The sequence below is a fragment of the Streptomyces sp. NPDC111520 genome (genome assembly GCF_055635295.1).
Genome location: NZ_JBVKBW010000009.1, coordinates 341,299 through 355,621, shown reverse-complemented (window position 1 = coordinate 355,621; position 14,323 = coordinate 341,299). Strand labels below are relative to the sequence as shown.

Genomic DNA, 14,323 nt, shown 5'->3' with positions numbered 1-14,323 from the left:
TCCCGGACCGGGCGTCGCACGCCGCCCGGTCCGGGACCCGCGGGACGCGGCGGGCTACCCGCCGGGGCACTCCTTCCACGCCAGGTGGTACGTGGTCCTGATGCTCCCGTCCGTGGAGTCCATCGTCATGAAGCTCGTGGTCCGCGACGGGTCCGAACTCCCGGCGCTCACCCGCAGTTCGGTGTTGATGTTGAAGTTGCGCAGCTCGCCGCAGGGTGCCCAGACCAGCGCGGCGACGTCGACGCTGTCGGTGGACTGCCAGTTGTCGTCGAGCGCGCCGCGGAAGGTGTGGCTGATGGCGCTGGTCTCGGGCGAGCCTTGGAAGTAGTAACTCGCCTTCTGCACGCCGGAGGCACCGCGCTCCAGGTGCGCGAAGCCGCGGTAGTCGGCGGCGGCGATCGCGTAGGTGAAGCCCTGCGGCACGTGCACGTTCAGGTTGAGCTGGCAGTTCTTGCGGAAGTCGGTGGGCTTGGAGCCCACGCCCACCTGGGCCACGTAGGCGCTGTACGTGACGGTGAACGCCTCGTTGTCCGGGGAGACGGCGACGGCCGCGGTACCGGCCGGACAGCCCGAACCGTTCACGGTCGCCACGTCGATGACGATCCGGTCGGGCGGGGGCGGGGTGGCGCCGTCCGGCTCCCAGCCCTGCGGGCCGAGCAGCGAGGCGGCGGCCACGCCGCTCATCGCTATCGCACGTAACGTCATGAGGGGATTCCCTTCAGGTCGTCGAGGGGTCTGCGACGCCGGGCCGTGCACCCCGTTCGGCGTCGCGTACACGACACCATGCGTCACCGTTCGCGTACAGAACCACCACAGGTTCTCCACAGGAATGGCCGACGCCCGGCACCCCTGGCGCGGAAGTGACGCGTGAGATCCGGACAGTCAGCCGACACCGACGACGCCCCGCGGTCCCGGTCGTGGCGGCTGAGACGCATCCTGGCCGATCGGTCCGCCCTCATACGCGGGCGTCTAGGCTGGAGGACATGGACGCACTCTCGGGCCTGCTCGACGGCCCCCGTGCGCGGGGCGCCTTCCTGCTGCGCATGGTCATGGAGCCGCCGTGGTCGGTGCGCATCGAGGACCGGGCGCCGCTGTGCGTGATGACGGCGGCGCGCGGCGGGGCGTGGATCGTGCCCCAAGTCGGCGCGCCGGTACGGCTGCTGCCCGGGGACGTGGCCGTCGCGCGGGGCCCGGCGCCGTACGCGGTCGCCGACCTCCCCTCCACCCCGCCGCAGGCGTGGATCCTGCCCGGTGAGGTGTGCCGTACGGCGGAGGGCCACGACCTGGCCGACGCGATGGCGCTGGGCGTGCGGACCTGGGGCAACCGGAGCGACGGCTGCGACGTGCTGCTGGTCGGCACCTACCGGCTCGACGGCGCGGTCGGCCGGCGGCTGCTCGACGCGCTGCCGCCGCTGCTGGTGCTCCCGGCGCGCGAGTGGGAGAGCCCGCTGCTGCCGCTGCTGGCCGAGGAGGTCGTCAAGGACGAACCCGGGCAGGAGGCGGTGCTGGACCGGTTGCTGGACCTGCTGCTGATCTCCGTGCTGCGCACGTGGTTCGCCCGGCGCGGCGAGGCGGCGCCCGCCTGGTACCGGGCCTTCGCCGACCCGGTGGTGGGCCGGGCGCTGCGGTTGCTGCAGAACAACCCGGCCCATCCGTGGACGGTGGCGGGGCTCGCCGCCGAGGCGGGTGTGTCCCGGGCGGCGCTGGCCCGGCGCTTCGGGGAGCTGGTCGGTGAACCGCCGATGGCGTACCTGACCGGCTGGCGGCTCGCGCTCGCCGCGGACCTGCTGCTGGAGCCGGACGCCACCCTCGGGGCGGTGGCCCGCCGGGTCGGCTATGGCAGCCCCTTCGCGCTCAGCGCCGCCTTCAAGCGGGTGCGGGGGGTGAGCCCCCAGGAGCACCGTGCCGGCACGGTCCGGGCGGAGTGACACTGGAGGGAGGAGTCATGAACGGTTCGGTCCAGGTCGGGCGCGTGTTCGGGGTCCCGCTCCGGATGCACTGGAGCGTCCCCGTCCTCGTCGTGCTGCTCGGTTACGGACTCGGCCGCGAGACGCTGCCCGCCCGGGTCCCGGGCCTGTCGTCGGGGCTCTACACCCTCGCCGCGGCAGCGGGCGCGGTCCTGCTGATGGCGAGCCTGCTCGCGCACGAGGTGGCCCACGCGGCCACGGCTCGGCGCGAGCACCTGTCCGTCGAGGACGTCACCTTGTGGGCCATGGGCGGGATGACGCGCATGGGACGGCCCGGCTCGGCGGGCGCTGCGTTCATGGTGGCCGTCAGCGGTCCGCTGACCAGCCTGGTCATCGGCGGCGCCGCCCTGGGCGCGGGTATCGGTGTGGACGCGGCGGCCCCCTGCTCGCTGCCGGGGGCGCTGCTGGTGTGGCTGGGCTGGGCGAACCTGCTGCTCGGCGTCTTCAATCTGCTGCCCGCCGCGCCCCTGGACGGCGGCCGGGTGCTGCAGGCGCTGCTGTGGTGGCGGACCGGGGACCGCGACCGCGCCGACCGGGTCGCCGGGCGCGGTGGGCAGGTGCTGGGCTTCCTCTTCGTCATGGCCGGCTGGCTGGTCTTCGCCCGGGGTGCGCCCAGCGGCCTGTGGCTCGCCCTGGTGGGGCTCTTCATGGCGCTCACGGCGGGTGCGGAGCGGCGGCGCGCGGTCATCAACGCGGCCCTGTGCGGCGTGCGCCTCTCGGACGCCATGTCGGCGCCCGTCGTGACGGGTCCCGACTGGCTGCCGGTGGACCGCTTCGTCGACGAGGTCGCGGTCGCCGCCCGCCATTCCACCCTGCCCCTGGTCGACTTCGACGGCCGCCTCAGCGGGGTGGTGCAGCTGCGCCGGCTCGCCTCCGTCCCGGCGGATCGGCGCGCCGAGGTGCGGGTCCGCGACGTCGCCGTCCCGCTGTCGCAGACCACCACCGGCACGCCGGAGGAGTACGTCAACGACGCCCTGGACCGCCTGCGCCCCGGGGCCGGCGGGGTCCGCGTCATCGTCGTCGACGGCGGCCGCCCGGTCGGCATCGTCACCGGCAGCGACGTCTCCCGGATCGTCCAGCACCGCGGCATGACGGCCCGGCGGCCCTCCGCCTGACCTCCGCGGCGGCTGCGCGCACGGCACGGGCGGTCCAGGATGGAGCCATGTTGCTCGCGGAGCTCGCCCGGACGTCCCGGGAGGTGGCGGCCACGCCCGCCCGGTCGGAGAAGGTGGCGGCGCTGGCCCGGCTGCTGCGTACCGCGGAGCCCGACGAGGCGCCCGTGGTGATCACGTACCTGGCGGGGCGGCTGCCCCAGCGGCGTACCGGGGTCGGCTGGAGCACGCTGCGGGAGCGCGCGGAACCCGCGCCGGCGGCCCGGCTGACGGTGGGCGAGGTCCACGCGGCGCTGGACCGGATCGCGGCGGTCACCGGCAAGGGGGCGGCGGCCGAACGCAAGCGGCTGGTGGCGCGGCTGATGGGGGCGGCCACCGAGGAGGAGCAGGCGTTCCTGCTGGGGCTGATCGGCGGCGAGCTGCGGCAGGGGGCGCTCGACGCGCTCGCGGTCGAGGGCCTCGCCGCGGCGGCCGGGGCGCCCCCGGAGGAGGTGCGGCGCGCGGTGATGCTGGGCGGTTCGCTCGGCGCGGTGGCGCGGGCGCTGCTGGCCGGTGGTCCTCAGGCGCTGGCGGCGTTCCGTCTGGAGGTGGGCCGGCCGGTGCAGCCGATGCTCGCGCAGACCGCGAAGGACGTGGACGAGGCCCTGGACCGGCTGGGCCCGTGCGCGCTGGAGGAGAAGCTGGACGGCATCCGGGTCCAGGTGCACCGGACGGGTGAGGACGTCCGCGTGTACACCCGCACGCTGGACGAGATCACCGGTCGGCTGCCGGAAGTCGTCGCCGCGGCGCGGGAGTTGGACGTGGCCGAGGCCGTGCTCGACGGCGAGGTCATCTCCTTCGGCGCGGACGGCCGGCCCCGCGCCTTCCAGGAGACCTCCTCGCGGGTGGGCTCGCGCCTGGACGTCGCGGCCGCCCGGGAGTCGCTGCCCGTGGCGCCGGTCTTCTTCGACCTGCTGTCGGTGGACGGCCGCGACCTGCTGGACCTGTCCACCGCCGAGCGCCACGAGGAGCTGGCCCGGGTCGCCCCCGAGCCGCGCCGGGTACGCAGGCTGGTGGCGCACGACCCGGGCGACCCGGCCACCCGTCAGGCGGCCCGCGACTTCGCGGAGGAGGTGCTGGAGCGGGGCCACGAGGGGATCGTCGCCAAGGCGCTCGACGCCCCGTACAGCGCCGGGCGGCGCGGTGCGGCCTGGCTCAAGGTGAAGCCGGTGCACACTCTGGACCTGGTGGTCCTCGCCGCCGAGTGGGGGCACGGCCGGCGGACCGGCAAGCTGTCCAACCTCCACCTCGGCGCCCGCCGCCCCGACGGCACCTTCGCGATGCTCGGCAAGACCTTCAAGGGCCTGACGGACGCCATGCTCGACTGGCAGACCGGACGACTGGGCGAACTGGCCGTCAGCGACGACGGATGGGTGGTCCGGGTCCGCCCCGAACTCGTCGTCGAGATCGCCTTCGACGGCCTGCAGCGCTCCACCCGCTACCCGGCGGGCGTCACGCTCCGCTTCGCCCGCGTCCTGCGCTACCGCGAGGACAAGACGGCCGCCGAGGCGGACACCGTCGACACGGTGCTGGCGCTGCGGCGCTGAGGGGCGGGCCCGGCACGGGGCGACCGTGCCGGGCCCGCCGGGGCACCGGGGTCAGGCGGTGCCGCGGCGCCTGCGGCGCCGGGTGAGGTACCCGCCGGTGGCGGCGGCCAGCGCCGCCGCCCCGACGCCGACCGGGAGCGCGGGGAAGGCCGGGGCGTCGGTCGTGGCGGCGGTGGCCTGCATCGCCGGTCCCGCGGTGATGTGCGTGGCGACCGCCTTCACCGGGCGGATGGGGCCGACCGACCTGACCGAGCCGTCGGCGTTCAGCAGCACCTGCTTGCCGTTGGGGTGGCGGAAGTCGAACATCCCGGTGAGCGGGCCCGCCGTGGCGTCGAAGGAGTGGTCGCCGATCCGGCCGGTGCGCCAGTTGTCCTCGATGAAGCGGAGGACGGAGGCCTGGTCGGTCAGGGTGTGGTCGACCTTGTTGACCTTGCTGTACGGGGAGACCACCAGGAGCGGCTGGCGGGTGCCGGGGCCGCAGCGGTCCGTGTAGCCGCCGGACGCCTTCGGTCCGGCCTGGCAGGCCGGGCCGTCGGTGGCCTTGCCGTTGGAGCCGGCGGAGGTGTCGGTGGAGCCGTTGCGCGGCTTCGCGAAGGTGTGGTCGTACCAGCCGTCGGAGTCGTCGTAGGCGACGACGACCGCGGTGGAGCCCCACTGGGGCGACTGCTGGATCGCGTTGATCTGCTGGACGAGGAAGTGCTGCTCGTCGATCGGGTCGGAGTAGGCGGCGTGTCCGTCCTGGTACTCGGGCGCCTTCACGAAGCTGACGGCGGGCAGCTTGCCGGCCTTGAGGGCGGCGTCGAAGTCGGTCAGGTCGTAGTTGTGGTTGGCCTGGCCGTCGTGCCCGATCTCGTCGACGCCGCGGGGCGGCAGGTGGTGCGGGTTGGACGTCGACCTGTAGTACTCGAACGGGGAGTGGTGCGGGCTGTAGTCGACGACCGGGGCGCCGCCGATGTTGGCGTGCGTGGTGTCGCACTTGGCGTAGTCGCCCTGCTGGCCGTCCCACGGGGTGGAGGGCCGGAAGCCGCCCTGGAACCAGCCCCAGCTGACGCGCTTGTCGTTCAGCAGGTCGCCGATGTTGCGGCCCTGCATCACCGCGAGCGGGTTGGTGCTGGTGTGGTCCTTGTCGGCGCAGTCGTCGAAGGCCGGGTCCGGGTCGTTGATCACCGTGCCGACGCCCTTGGCGTCGGGCGACTTGACGGTGTAGGCGTCCGGCGTGGACGTCTGCTTCGGGTGCTCGGTCCCGGTGGCCGGGTCGACGGAGACGACGCCGTGGGTCTGGCCGGAGACCAGGTCGAGCGCGCCGGGCGTGGACGGGCCGTAGACCGAGCTGAAGGAGCGGTCGCCCAGGGAGTAGTGCTGGGCGTAGTTCCACAGCGCGGTGACGGTGTTGCCGTCGTAGTAGTCCATCACGAGGCCGGGCTCGCCGAACAGCCCGCCGCTGCAGGTGTCGACGTCGGTGTTCTGCACGAACTGGTCGGCCCTGCCGCCGTCGTAGGCGTACTGCTCCGGACCGTAGGAGTGGTTCTGGTCGCAGGTCAGGGCCTGCTCCGGGGTGAGCCGCTGCGGCGCGTACTGGTTGGGGTTCTTCTTCAGCAGCCCGGCGGTGGTGAGGTTGTCGATGTCCTTCGGGGTCTTCTTGGACGCCGTGAACTTGGTGCCGTCGGTGTTGGCGGCCTTCGGGTACGTCCCGAAGTAGTGGTCGAACGAGACGTTCTCGTCGAAGAGGACGACCACGTGCTTGATGGGCGTGGCCGTCGATGAGGGGGCGGTGTGGTGTGCGGGCGCCGCCCAGGCGGCGGCGTTGCCGCCGAGGACGGTGAGTGCCGCGGCGCCAAGGAGCGCTCCCAGGCCGCGGGCCGTTGCTCGTCTTCTCCTGCTGATCATGCTGGTTCACCCTCTGGGGAGGATCGTCGGTGCGTCGTACGCCCACGGATGCTCCGCCCGGTGCGCTGCGCGTCGGCGGAGCGATGGTGGCCCGGGGATGAACAGGGGGTCAGGGAAGGTGGGCCGAAAATTGACCGTGCGTTGACCGAGCGGCCCTTCGGGGGCACGGCGGCGGCATCAGCCCAGCAAGGAGCGTCCGTACCAGTCCTTTACGTCCCGCACTCCGGGGAGGGCGAAGAAGTAGCCCCCGCCGAAGGGCTTGATGTAGTCGGTGAGCGGCTCGCCCGCCAGGCGGTGCTGGACGGTCTCGAACTGCCGTGCCGGGTCCTGCTGGTAGCAGCAGAAGAGCAGTCCCATGTCGAGGTTGCCGTTGGCGTCCACGCCGCGGTCGTAGTTGTAGGGGCGGCGCAGGATGCGCTGGTCCGCGCTGCCCGGCGTGCGCGGGTTCGCCAGCCGTATGTGGCTGTCCAGGGGTATGACGTCGCCCTTGGGGTCGTCGGCGTACTTCGGGACGTCGTGCTCGAGGTCGCCGTCCAGGGGCGCCCCGGACTCGCGGGCCCGGCCGAACATCCGCTCCTGCTCGCCGAGGGAGACCCGGTCCCAGAACTCCACGAGCATGCGGATCAGGCGCACGACCTGGTAGCTGCCGCCGACGGCCCAGTCCGGTTCGCCGCCGCCTCGGCCCACCCACACCAGGCGGTCCATCGCGCGTGTGTCGGCGGGGTCCGGGTTGGCGGTGCCGTCCTTGAAACCCATGAGGTTGCGCGGGGTCCCGGAGGGGCGCGGCGGGTTGCCGAAGCCGTCCAGGCGCCAGCGGACCTGCAGCCCGCCGCGGGTGTGCCGGGCGATGTCGCGCAGCGCGTGCAGCACGGTGTCGGTGTCGTCGGCGTGCAGTTGCAGGCTCAGGTCCCCGTGGCACCACTCGGGGCGCAGGTCGTCGTCGGGGAAGGCGGGCATCTCCGTCAGGTGCCGGGGCTTGCGCTCGCCGAGCCCGAAGCGCCCGTCGAACAGGGCCGCGCCGACGCCCACGGTCACCGCCAGCGCGGCCGACGGCGGTCGCCCGCCGAGCAGCCCGGAGTCGGCCGGCGGCCCCGTGATGCCCACCGGCCGCGGTGTGCCGCCGGTGGTCAGGGCCCGCGCGCGGTCGGTCAGCGTGCGCAGCAGGTCGGCCAGTTCGGCACGGCTCTGCGCGGTCACGTCGAAGGAGGCGAACGCGGTGACCCGGCGGCCGGGTGCGGTCACCGAGGCCTGCCGGCCGCCGTGGAAGGGGGCGATCGGCGGGACGGCCGCGCCCTCTCCCGCCCCTGTGCCGTCCGCGGGGCCCGGTGCGGCCGCGCCGCCCACGGCGAGCCCGGCCCCCGCCACCGCCGCGCCCCGCAGGAAGCCGCGCCGTCCGACGCGGCCGGTGCCGCGGCCGGTGCCGTGATCGGCGGGGCTCACACCGTCCTCCGCGGTTCGCACAGGGTGGCCACCGAGGCCAGCCGCTCCACGAGTTCGTCGAGGGCGGCGTCCACCTTCTCCCGCTGGGCGCGGCTCAACCGGGGCAGCGGGGTCCACTCGCCGTCCGCGGCGAACGCGTCCAAGGTGTCCTGCGCCCGGTCCATCTCCCGGTCGAGCGCCGGCAGGTCGGCGTCACGCGTGGCGAGCAGTGGGCGCAGCCGCGACAGGACCTCCCGGGTGCCGTCGAGGTTCGCGCGGGCGGTGCCCAGGTTGCTGCCGCTGCCGAAGTCGGTCCGTCCGGTCAGCTCGAACTGCACGGTGTTCTCCAGGATCTCGTGTGCCCGCAAGCCCAGTTGGGCCGGGTCCATGCGGGCCTGCGACCAGTCGTCGCGCAGTCCCGTCACCGCGGTGACCAGGGCGGTCGCCGGGGCGCGCAGGCGCGCGGCGGACTCGCCGTGCCACAGCCCGTACTCGATGCGGTGGAAGCCGGTGAAGGAACGGTCGTGGACGCCGCCGGGCAGGCCCGCGTCCGTTCCGTTGATCAGCGCGTCGGCGTCGCCGAAGGCGTCGTAGGCCGCGCCGAGCCGCTCGTACTCCAGGTGCGCCGGCAGCCAGGCGCGGCGCGCCGCGGCGAGGTCGCCGCGGTCGACGGCGTCGCGCAGCCGCCCGGTGAGCAGCACCACCCGGTCGAGTCCGCCGGCGACCCACTTCTGGTAGTCCAGCGACGGCGGGATCAGGTCGTGCTGCGTGACGGGGGCGGCCCCCGGCCCGCCCCGCCCCGACGTGACGCGGACGGTGGGCCCGGTGACGGCGTCGGCGTCGTCGGGCACGCACCTGAAGGCGTACGCGCCCTTGCCGAGGTCCACGGTCAGCGGCCGGGTCGTGCCGGGGCCGATGTCCTCCACCTCGCCGTAGACGGCCTTGCTGCGCGGGTCCTCAAGGTAGACCTCGGCGGCCTCGGAGGAGGTGTTGTGCAGGTCGAAGACCTGCAGCCCGGCCCGCGGCGCGCGCCAGCCGGCGCCGCAGGCACCGCGCGACACCTCGACGGCGGTGTGCGGCGGCCCGGCCGCCCGCACGGGGGCCGGTGACGATCCGTGCGCGAGGAGCAGCGCCCCCACCAGGGCCAGGACGAGCAGCGCGCCCAGGCTCCCGGCGAGCGCGCCCGGACGCGAGAGCCGCGCCCCGAGGCCGGACAACGGCATTCCGGGCCTCCCCCGGGGTCGTACGGTGCGTGATCACCTCATGCTAGGCAGGGCATGCGGGCCCGTACCTTTCCCAGACGAATCGATGACCAAGAGTTCCGCCCCGGTTAACCCGCGACCCGGCCCGGGCTCCGCCCGGACCGACACACCACAGCACGGAAGGAGATCCGAGATGGAGCACGCCGGAACCGGTGGCGGACAGGCATGGGTCACCGCCGCCCGGGAACGGCTGCGGGCAGGAGCGGCCCCGGCCGCGGTCTGCGGTGAGCTCGCCGCGCGAACACCGCGGTGGTCGGACTCCGCCCTGGCCGTCGGCCTGGCGCTGGGCATCGCGGAGCCGGAGCTGCTCCGGCGGCTCCACGGCGAACCCGGCCGGCTCCAGGAAGAGTTCCGCGCAGGCGAGGAGCGGTGGTACGGCGAGCTGATGGCGGCGATCGGCGTCTTCGACGTCCCCAGGCCGCTCGACGAGCGGGAGTCGGCCGTCGCCGGACACCTGCGGGACGCGATCCGCGCCATGGGCGGCGTGGCGAGCGGTGCGGCTCTCGGCCTCTCGCGCGGGTTCGTCAGGGGCGAGCTCACCGGTGTGTTCCGCTCGCTCGCGCGCCTCGGCCCCCGCGCCACCGGCGGCGGCCGGCCGAAAGCCTTCTGGGCGGCCCTGGTGGCCGCCGGAGAACTCCTCGGCCAAGGGCCGGACGACAAGGACGGCCGCGCGCGCACGCTCGAGCAGTGCCGGCGCCGCCTGGCCGACCACACCGGTGACGCGTTCTGACGAAGTGGCGGGGGCCGGTAGGGCGTCCTGCCGGCCACGGCGTCGAACCCCGTCAGGCCGTTCCTGCCCGCCGTCGCGGGTTCCGCCCCGATGTCCGGCCGCCGCGCCATCGGCTCATCGCGCCGTCGCAGCTCGTCGGCGCCGCGGGACGGCGCCCTCCGCCAGGTCGTCGAAGACCTCCTCCGGATCACCGGCCCCCTGCCTGGCGGAGCCGGGCGTCACTGCTCGCCGGGCCCCCCGCCGGGCAGTCGCGCCGCGAACGCGGCGTAGGCCGGCTCGTCGAAGAGGACGAAGCGGACCTCCTCCACCGCGGTGTCGGTGTCCTGGACGGTGGCCACGGCGATGCGCGCGGCGTCCTCGAGGGGCCAGCGGTAGACGCCGGTGGAGACGGCGGGGAAGGCGACCGTCCTCGCGCCGAGCTCGTCGGCGACGCGCAGCGCCTCGCGGTGGCAGGAGGCGAGCAGTGCGGAGCGGTCCTCGGTGGCGCTGTGCACCGGGCCGACGGTGTGGATCACCCAGCGGGCGGGGAGGCGGCCGGCCATGGTGGCGACGGCCTGCCCGGTGGGCAGGCCGCGCCCGTAGCGCGAGGCGCGCAGCGCACGGCACTCCTCGAGGATCTCCGGGCCGCCGCGGCGGTGGATGGCCCCGTCGACCCCGCCTCCGCCGAGCAGGGAGGAGTTGGCGGCGTTGACGACGGCGTCGACGGACTGCTGCGTGATGTCGCCCCGTACGAGGGTGATGCGTGCCATGCGGGCGATCATGCCACCGCCGGTGGCCGGTCGCCCGGGACGTGCTGCGCCCGCGGTCACCAGTCGCAGGGCACCCGCAGGTCGATCAGCGAGTCGCTGAACTCGGCGGGGACCCGCGGCCAGCCCTCTCGGTGCCAGTGCGCGATGCGCCAGCCCAGCCGCTTGGGCCACAGCGGCAGGTGCCGCAGGTCCTCGACGGGGACCCAGACCGGGGCCGCCGCCTTCTCGAGGTCGAGGGTGGAGCGGGGCCCGATCCGGCCGTGCGCCTCGACGAGGAAGTAGTGCCCGGGGTGCGAACCGCGGTGGACCCGGTCCACGCGGGCGATCTCCGGGCCGACGGTGCCGCTCAGCCCGGTCTCCTCGGCGAGCTCGCGCAGCACGGCCGTCTCGGGGGTCTCCCCCGGCTCGACCCCGCCGCCGGGTATCTCGTAGAAGTCCCCGCGCCGGTGGGCGTAGCGGATCAGCAGCATGTGCCCGTCGCGGATGATCACCGCCCCGGCCCGGGTCCGTTTGGGCGGCCGGCCCAGCGGGTCCTCCAGCACGAGGCGCCCTCGCCACCAGGGCGGTCCGTCCCAGGAGCGCAGTATGGCCTCCCAGGCCGTCCAGGGCGCGAGCGGCAGGTGCAGGGCCTCGTCCCGGCTGAGCAGCCGCGCGGCGGGGTGGGGCGGCGGCGGTACGGCGGCCCGGTAGTACAGGTGGGTGCCGCCGGTCGCGCGTACCTCCAGGCAGGGCCGGGGGTCGGTGCGGACGTCGGCGCCGAGGATCTCGCGGGCGGCCTCGCGGGCGGTCCCGGCGGGGTCGCCGTGTGGTGGGACGGGGGCCCGCGGCAGGCTCAAGTCGCTGTGCACGGCAAGTCGTCGGTCGTGGAAGAGGAGCACTCCCGCATGAGTTGAGGACATCCCGCCGACGCTAGCAGCGCTCGCCGTGCGAGCCCCGCGATTGTCGCGGGTCGGTGCACGGACGTCCGCGGTGCGCGTCGGCCCGGCCGTCTGGTGGTCGGCCCGCGGGCGTCGCACCCTGGAGGGGAGGAGGCGAGCTGACATGACACGTCCGGTCGGTATAGACCTCGGCACCACCAACTCGGTGGTCTGCGCCCTGGAGGGCGGCGAGCCCACCGTCATCACCAACACGGAGGGTGCGCGGACCACGCCCTCGGTGGTGGCCTTCAGCAAGGGCGGCGAGGTCCTCGTCGGGGAGATCGCCAAGCGCCAGGCCGTGACCAACGTGGAGCGGACCGCCCGCTCGGTCAAGCGGCACATGGGCGATCCCGACTGGCGGTTCCCCGAGTCCGGCACCATCGACGGCAAGCGTTACACGGCCCAGGAGATCTCCGCCCGGGTACTGCAGAAGCTGAAGCGGGACGCGGAGGCGTACCTGGGCGAGGACGTGACGGACGCGGTGATCACGGTGCCCGCGTACTTCGACGACGTCCAGCGCACCGCGACCAAGGAGGCCGGGGAGATCGCCGGCCTGAACGTGCTGCGGATCATCAACGAGCCCACGGCCGCGGCCCTCGCCTACGGCCTGGACAAGGAGAACGACCAGACGATCCTCGTCTTCGACCTGGGCGGCGGCACCTTCGACGTGTCCCTGCTGGACATCGGCGAGGGCGTGGTCGAGGTCAAGGCCACCAACGGCGACACGGAGCTGGGCGGCGACGACTGGGACCAGCGGATCGTCGACCACCTCGTGGAGCGCTTCAAGAACTCCTACGGCCTCGACCTGGCCAAGGACAAGATGGCGCTGCAGCGGCTGCGCGAGGCGGCCGAGCGGGCGAAGATCGAGCTGTCCTCGTCCACCGAGACGACGATCAACCTGCCCTACGTCACGGCCTCCGCCGAGGGCCCGCTGCACCTGGACGAGAAGCTCACCCGCGCCCAGTTCGAACAGCTGACCGCGGACCTGCTGGAGCGCTGCAAGGGCCCGTTCCACCAGGCGGTGAAGGACGCGCGGATCAACGTCGCCGACGTCGACCACGTCATCCTGGTCGGCGGTTCGACGCGGATGCCGGCGGTCACGGACCTGGTGAAGTCGCTGACCGGCAAGGAGCCGCACAAGGGCGTCAACCCGGACGAGGTCGTGGCGATCGGCGCGAGCCTCCAGGCGGGGGTGCTCAAGGGCGAGGTCAAGGACGTCCTGCTGCTGGACGTCACCCCGCTGTCCCTGGGGATCGAGACCAAGGGCGGCATCATGACCAAGCTGATCGAGCGCAACACCACGATCCCCACGAGGCGTTCGGAGATCTTCACCACGGCCGAGGACAACCAGCCGTCGGTGCAGATCCAGGTCTTCCAGGGCGAGCGCGAGATCGCGGCGTACAACAAGAAGCTCGGGGTCTTCGAGCTGACCGGGCTGCCGCCGGCGCCGCGCGGCATCCCGCAGATCGAGGTCTCCTTCGACATCGACGCCAACGGCATCATGCACGTCACGGCGAAGGACCTCGGCACCGGCAAGGAGCAGAAGATGACCGTGACCGGCGGCTCCGGGCTGCCGAAGAGCGACATCGACCGCATGATGCGCGAGGCCGAGCAGTACGCGGAGGAGGACCACAAGCGCCGCGAGGAGGCCGAGACCCGCAACAACGCGGAGAGCCTGGTCTACTCCACCGAGAAGCTGCTGCGGGACAACCCCGACAAGGTCCCCGGTGACCTCAAGTCGGAGGTCGAGTCGGCGGTGGCGGAGCTGAAGGAGCAGCTGAAGGGCGAGGACCCGGCGGGCATCCGCCGGGCGACCGAGCGGCTGACCGCCTCGGCGCAGAAGGTCGGCACCGCGATGTACGCCCAGGCCCAGGCGGAGCGGTCCGCGGCGGGCGAGGGCGAGGCCCCGCACACGGCTCCGCCGGAGGGCGACGAGGACGTGGTGGACGCCGAGATCGTCGACGACGACAAGCGGGAGGGAGGCACGGCGTGAACCGCGCCGGCCCGCCTCCGGGCGGCGAGCTGCGGGCGCGGCTCGTCGAACGCACGGCGGACCTGCGGCGGCTCAAGGCCGAGTACGACAACTACCGCAAGCGGGTGCAGCGGGACCGGCTGGCGGTGCGGGAGGCCGCCGTCGCGAACGTGCTGCAGGGTCTGCTGCCGGTGCTGGACGCCGTCGACCGGGCGCGGGAGCTGGGCGAGGTGACCGGTGGCTTCCGTGCCGTGGTCGAGGTGCTGGAGCGGCGGCTGGCGGAGCTGGGCCTGCGGTCCTTCGGCGAGCCGGGCGAGCCCTTCGACCCGGTGTGCCACGAGGCGGTGGACTCGTCGTGCGCCTCCGGTGCGGAGCGCCTGGTGTGCGGCGAGGTCGTACGCTCCGGCTACCGGGTCGGGGCGCACCTGCTGCGCCCCGCGGAGGTGGTGGTCGGCGGACCTGCGGGGGCACCGGCCGCGGTGCACCCTGGAGGCATGGAGACAACCCACAAGGTCGACGTGGCGCCGCTGGGGTCCGACCACCGTTACCGCCGGGTGCACATCCGGGGCGTGGGGTGGCGGGAGCTGGAGCGGGAGGAGTTCGAGCCGCGGGTGCGCCGTGCCTTCCCGGACATCGAGATGTCGGACCCGGACCAGGTGCACTGGGCGGACCACCCCGGCGAGTGGCCGCGGTGGCAGCCGGGCGAGGCCTGAGCGCGACGG

Annotated in this window: 12 protein-coding genes; 6 read left to right on the top strand and 6 right to left on the bottom strand. The window is 74.1% G+C overall.

Features of this window, described 5'->3' with window-relative positions; genetic code table 11:
* Positions 1–54: 54 nt before the first annotated feature.
* On the bottom strand, positions 55–705 hold the full coding sequence (locus ACZ7MY_RS23500; protein ID WP_499604375.1) for a DUF4360 domain-containing protein: 651 nt from the start codon (positions 703–705) through the stop codon (positions 55–57).
* A gap of 278 nt (positions 706–983) precedes the next feature.
* On the opposite strand from ACZ7MY_RS23500, the gene ACZ7MY_RS23495 reads away from it, so the two are divergent.
* Genes ACZ7MY_RS23495 through ACZ7MY_RS23485 form a run of 3 tightly spaced genes read left to right on the top strand, consistent with a single transcriptional unit; the run spans position 984 to position 4,665 of the window.
* Positions 984–1,928 carry an AraC family transcriptional regulator gene (locus ACZ7MY_RS23495; RefSeq protein WP_499604373.1) on the top strand — a complete coding sequence of 315 codons (945 nt, stop codon included), beginning with the start codon at positions 984–986 and terminating at the stop codon, positions 1,926–1,928.
* Positions 1,929–1,945: 17 nt separating this feature from the next.
* Positions 1,946–3,082 (top strand): site-2 protease family protein, encoded by a 1,137-nt coding sequence (locus ACZ7MY_RS23490; protein ID WP_499604371.1) that lies wholly within the window; start codon positions 1,946–1,948, stop codon positions 3,080–3,082.
* 47 nt (positions 3,083–3,129) lie between these two features.
* Positions 3,130–4,665 (top strand): ATP-dependent DNA ligase, encoded by a 1,536-nt coding sequence (locus ACZ7MY_RS23485; RefSeq protein ID WP_499604369.1) that lies wholly within the window; start codon positions 3,130–3,132, stop codon positions 4,663–4,665.
* Positions 4,666–4,716: 51 nt separating this feature from the next.
* Here the strand turns inward: ACZ7MY_RS23485 and ACZ7MY_RS23480 are convergent, their stop codons facing one another.
* The 3 genes from ACZ7MY_RS23480 to ACZ7MY_RS23470 all read right to left on the bottom strand — a co-directional run bounded on the left by ACZ7MY_RS23480 (position 4,717) and on the right by ACZ7MY_RS23470 (position 9,194).
* Positions 4,717–6,552 carry a phospholipase C gene (locus ACZ7MY_RS23480; RefSeq protein ID WP_499604367.1) on the bottom strand — a complete coding sequence of 612 codons (1,836 nt, stop codon included), beginning with the start codon at positions 6,550–6,552 and terminating at the stop codon, positions 4,717–4,719.
* Positions 6,553–6,729: 177 nt separating this feature from the next.
* Entirely contained in the window at positions 6,730–7,992 is a 1,263-nt protein-coding gene (gene efeB / locus ACZ7MY_RS23475) for an iron uptake transporter deferrochelatase/peroxidase subunit (RefSeq protein WP_499604365.1), read from the bottom strand.
* Positions 7,989–9,194 carry an EfeM/EfeO family lipoprotein gene (locus ACZ7MY_RS23470; RefSeq protein ID WP_499604363.1) on the bottom strand — a complete coding sequence of 402 codons (1,206 nt, stop codon included), beginning with the start codon at positions 9,192–9,194 and terminating at the stop codon, positions 7,989–7,991. Before ACZ7MY_RS23470 ends, efeB begins: the two co-directional genes overlap by 4 nt.
* A gap of 172 nt (positions 9,195–9,366) precedes the next feature.
* On the opposite strand from ACZ7MY_RS23470, the gene ACZ7MY_RS23465 reads away from it, so the two are divergent.
* Complete coding sequence (locus ACZ7MY_RS23465; RefSeq protein ID WP_499604361.1) at positions 9,367–9,963, top strand: hypothetical protein; 597 nt, start codon at positions 9,367–9,369, stop codon at positions 9,961–9,963.
* Positions 9,964–10,181: 218 nt separating this feature from the next.
* Here ACZ7MY_RS23465 and ACZ7MY_RS23460 read toward each other — a convergent pair whose 3' ends face one another.
* Together ACZ7MY_RS23460 and ACZ7MY_RS23455 are read right to left on the bottom strand one after the other, a co-directional pair.
* Positions 10,182–10,712 (bottom strand): O-acetyl-ADP-ribose deacetylase, encoded by a 531-nt coding sequence (locus tag ACZ7MY_RS23460; RefSeq protein ID WP_499604358.1) that lies wholly within the window; start codon positions 10,710–10,712, stop codon positions 10,182–10,184.
* Positions 10,713–10,768: 56 nt separating this feature from the next.
* On the bottom strand, positions 10,769–11,611 hold the full coding sequence (locus ACZ7MY_RS23455; protein WP_499604357.1) for an NUDIX domain-containing protein: 843 nt from the start codon (positions 11,609–11,611) through the stop codon (positions 10,769–10,771).
* A gap of 142 nt (positions 11,612–11,753) precedes the next feature.
* Between ACZ7MY_RS23455 and dnaK the strand changes: the two genes are divergently transcribed.
* Positions 11,754–13,622 carry a molecular chaperone DnaK gene (dnaK, locus tag ACZ7MY_RS23450; RefSeq protein ID WP_499604355.1) on the top strand — a complete coding sequence of 623 codons (1,869 nt, stop codon included), beginning with the start codon at positions 11,754–11,756 and terminating at the stop codon, positions 13,620–13,622.
* Positions 13,619–14,314 carry a nucleotide exchange factor GrpE gene (grpE, locus tag ACZ7MY_RS23445; RefSeq protein WP_499604354.1) on the top strand — a complete coding sequence of 232 codons (696 nt, stop codon included), beginning with the start codon at positions 13,619–13,621 and terminating at the stop codon, positions 14,312–14,314. Before dnaK ends, grpE begins: the two co-directional genes overlap by 4 nt.
* The last annotated feature ends 9 nt before the right edge of the window (positions 14,315–14,323 follow it).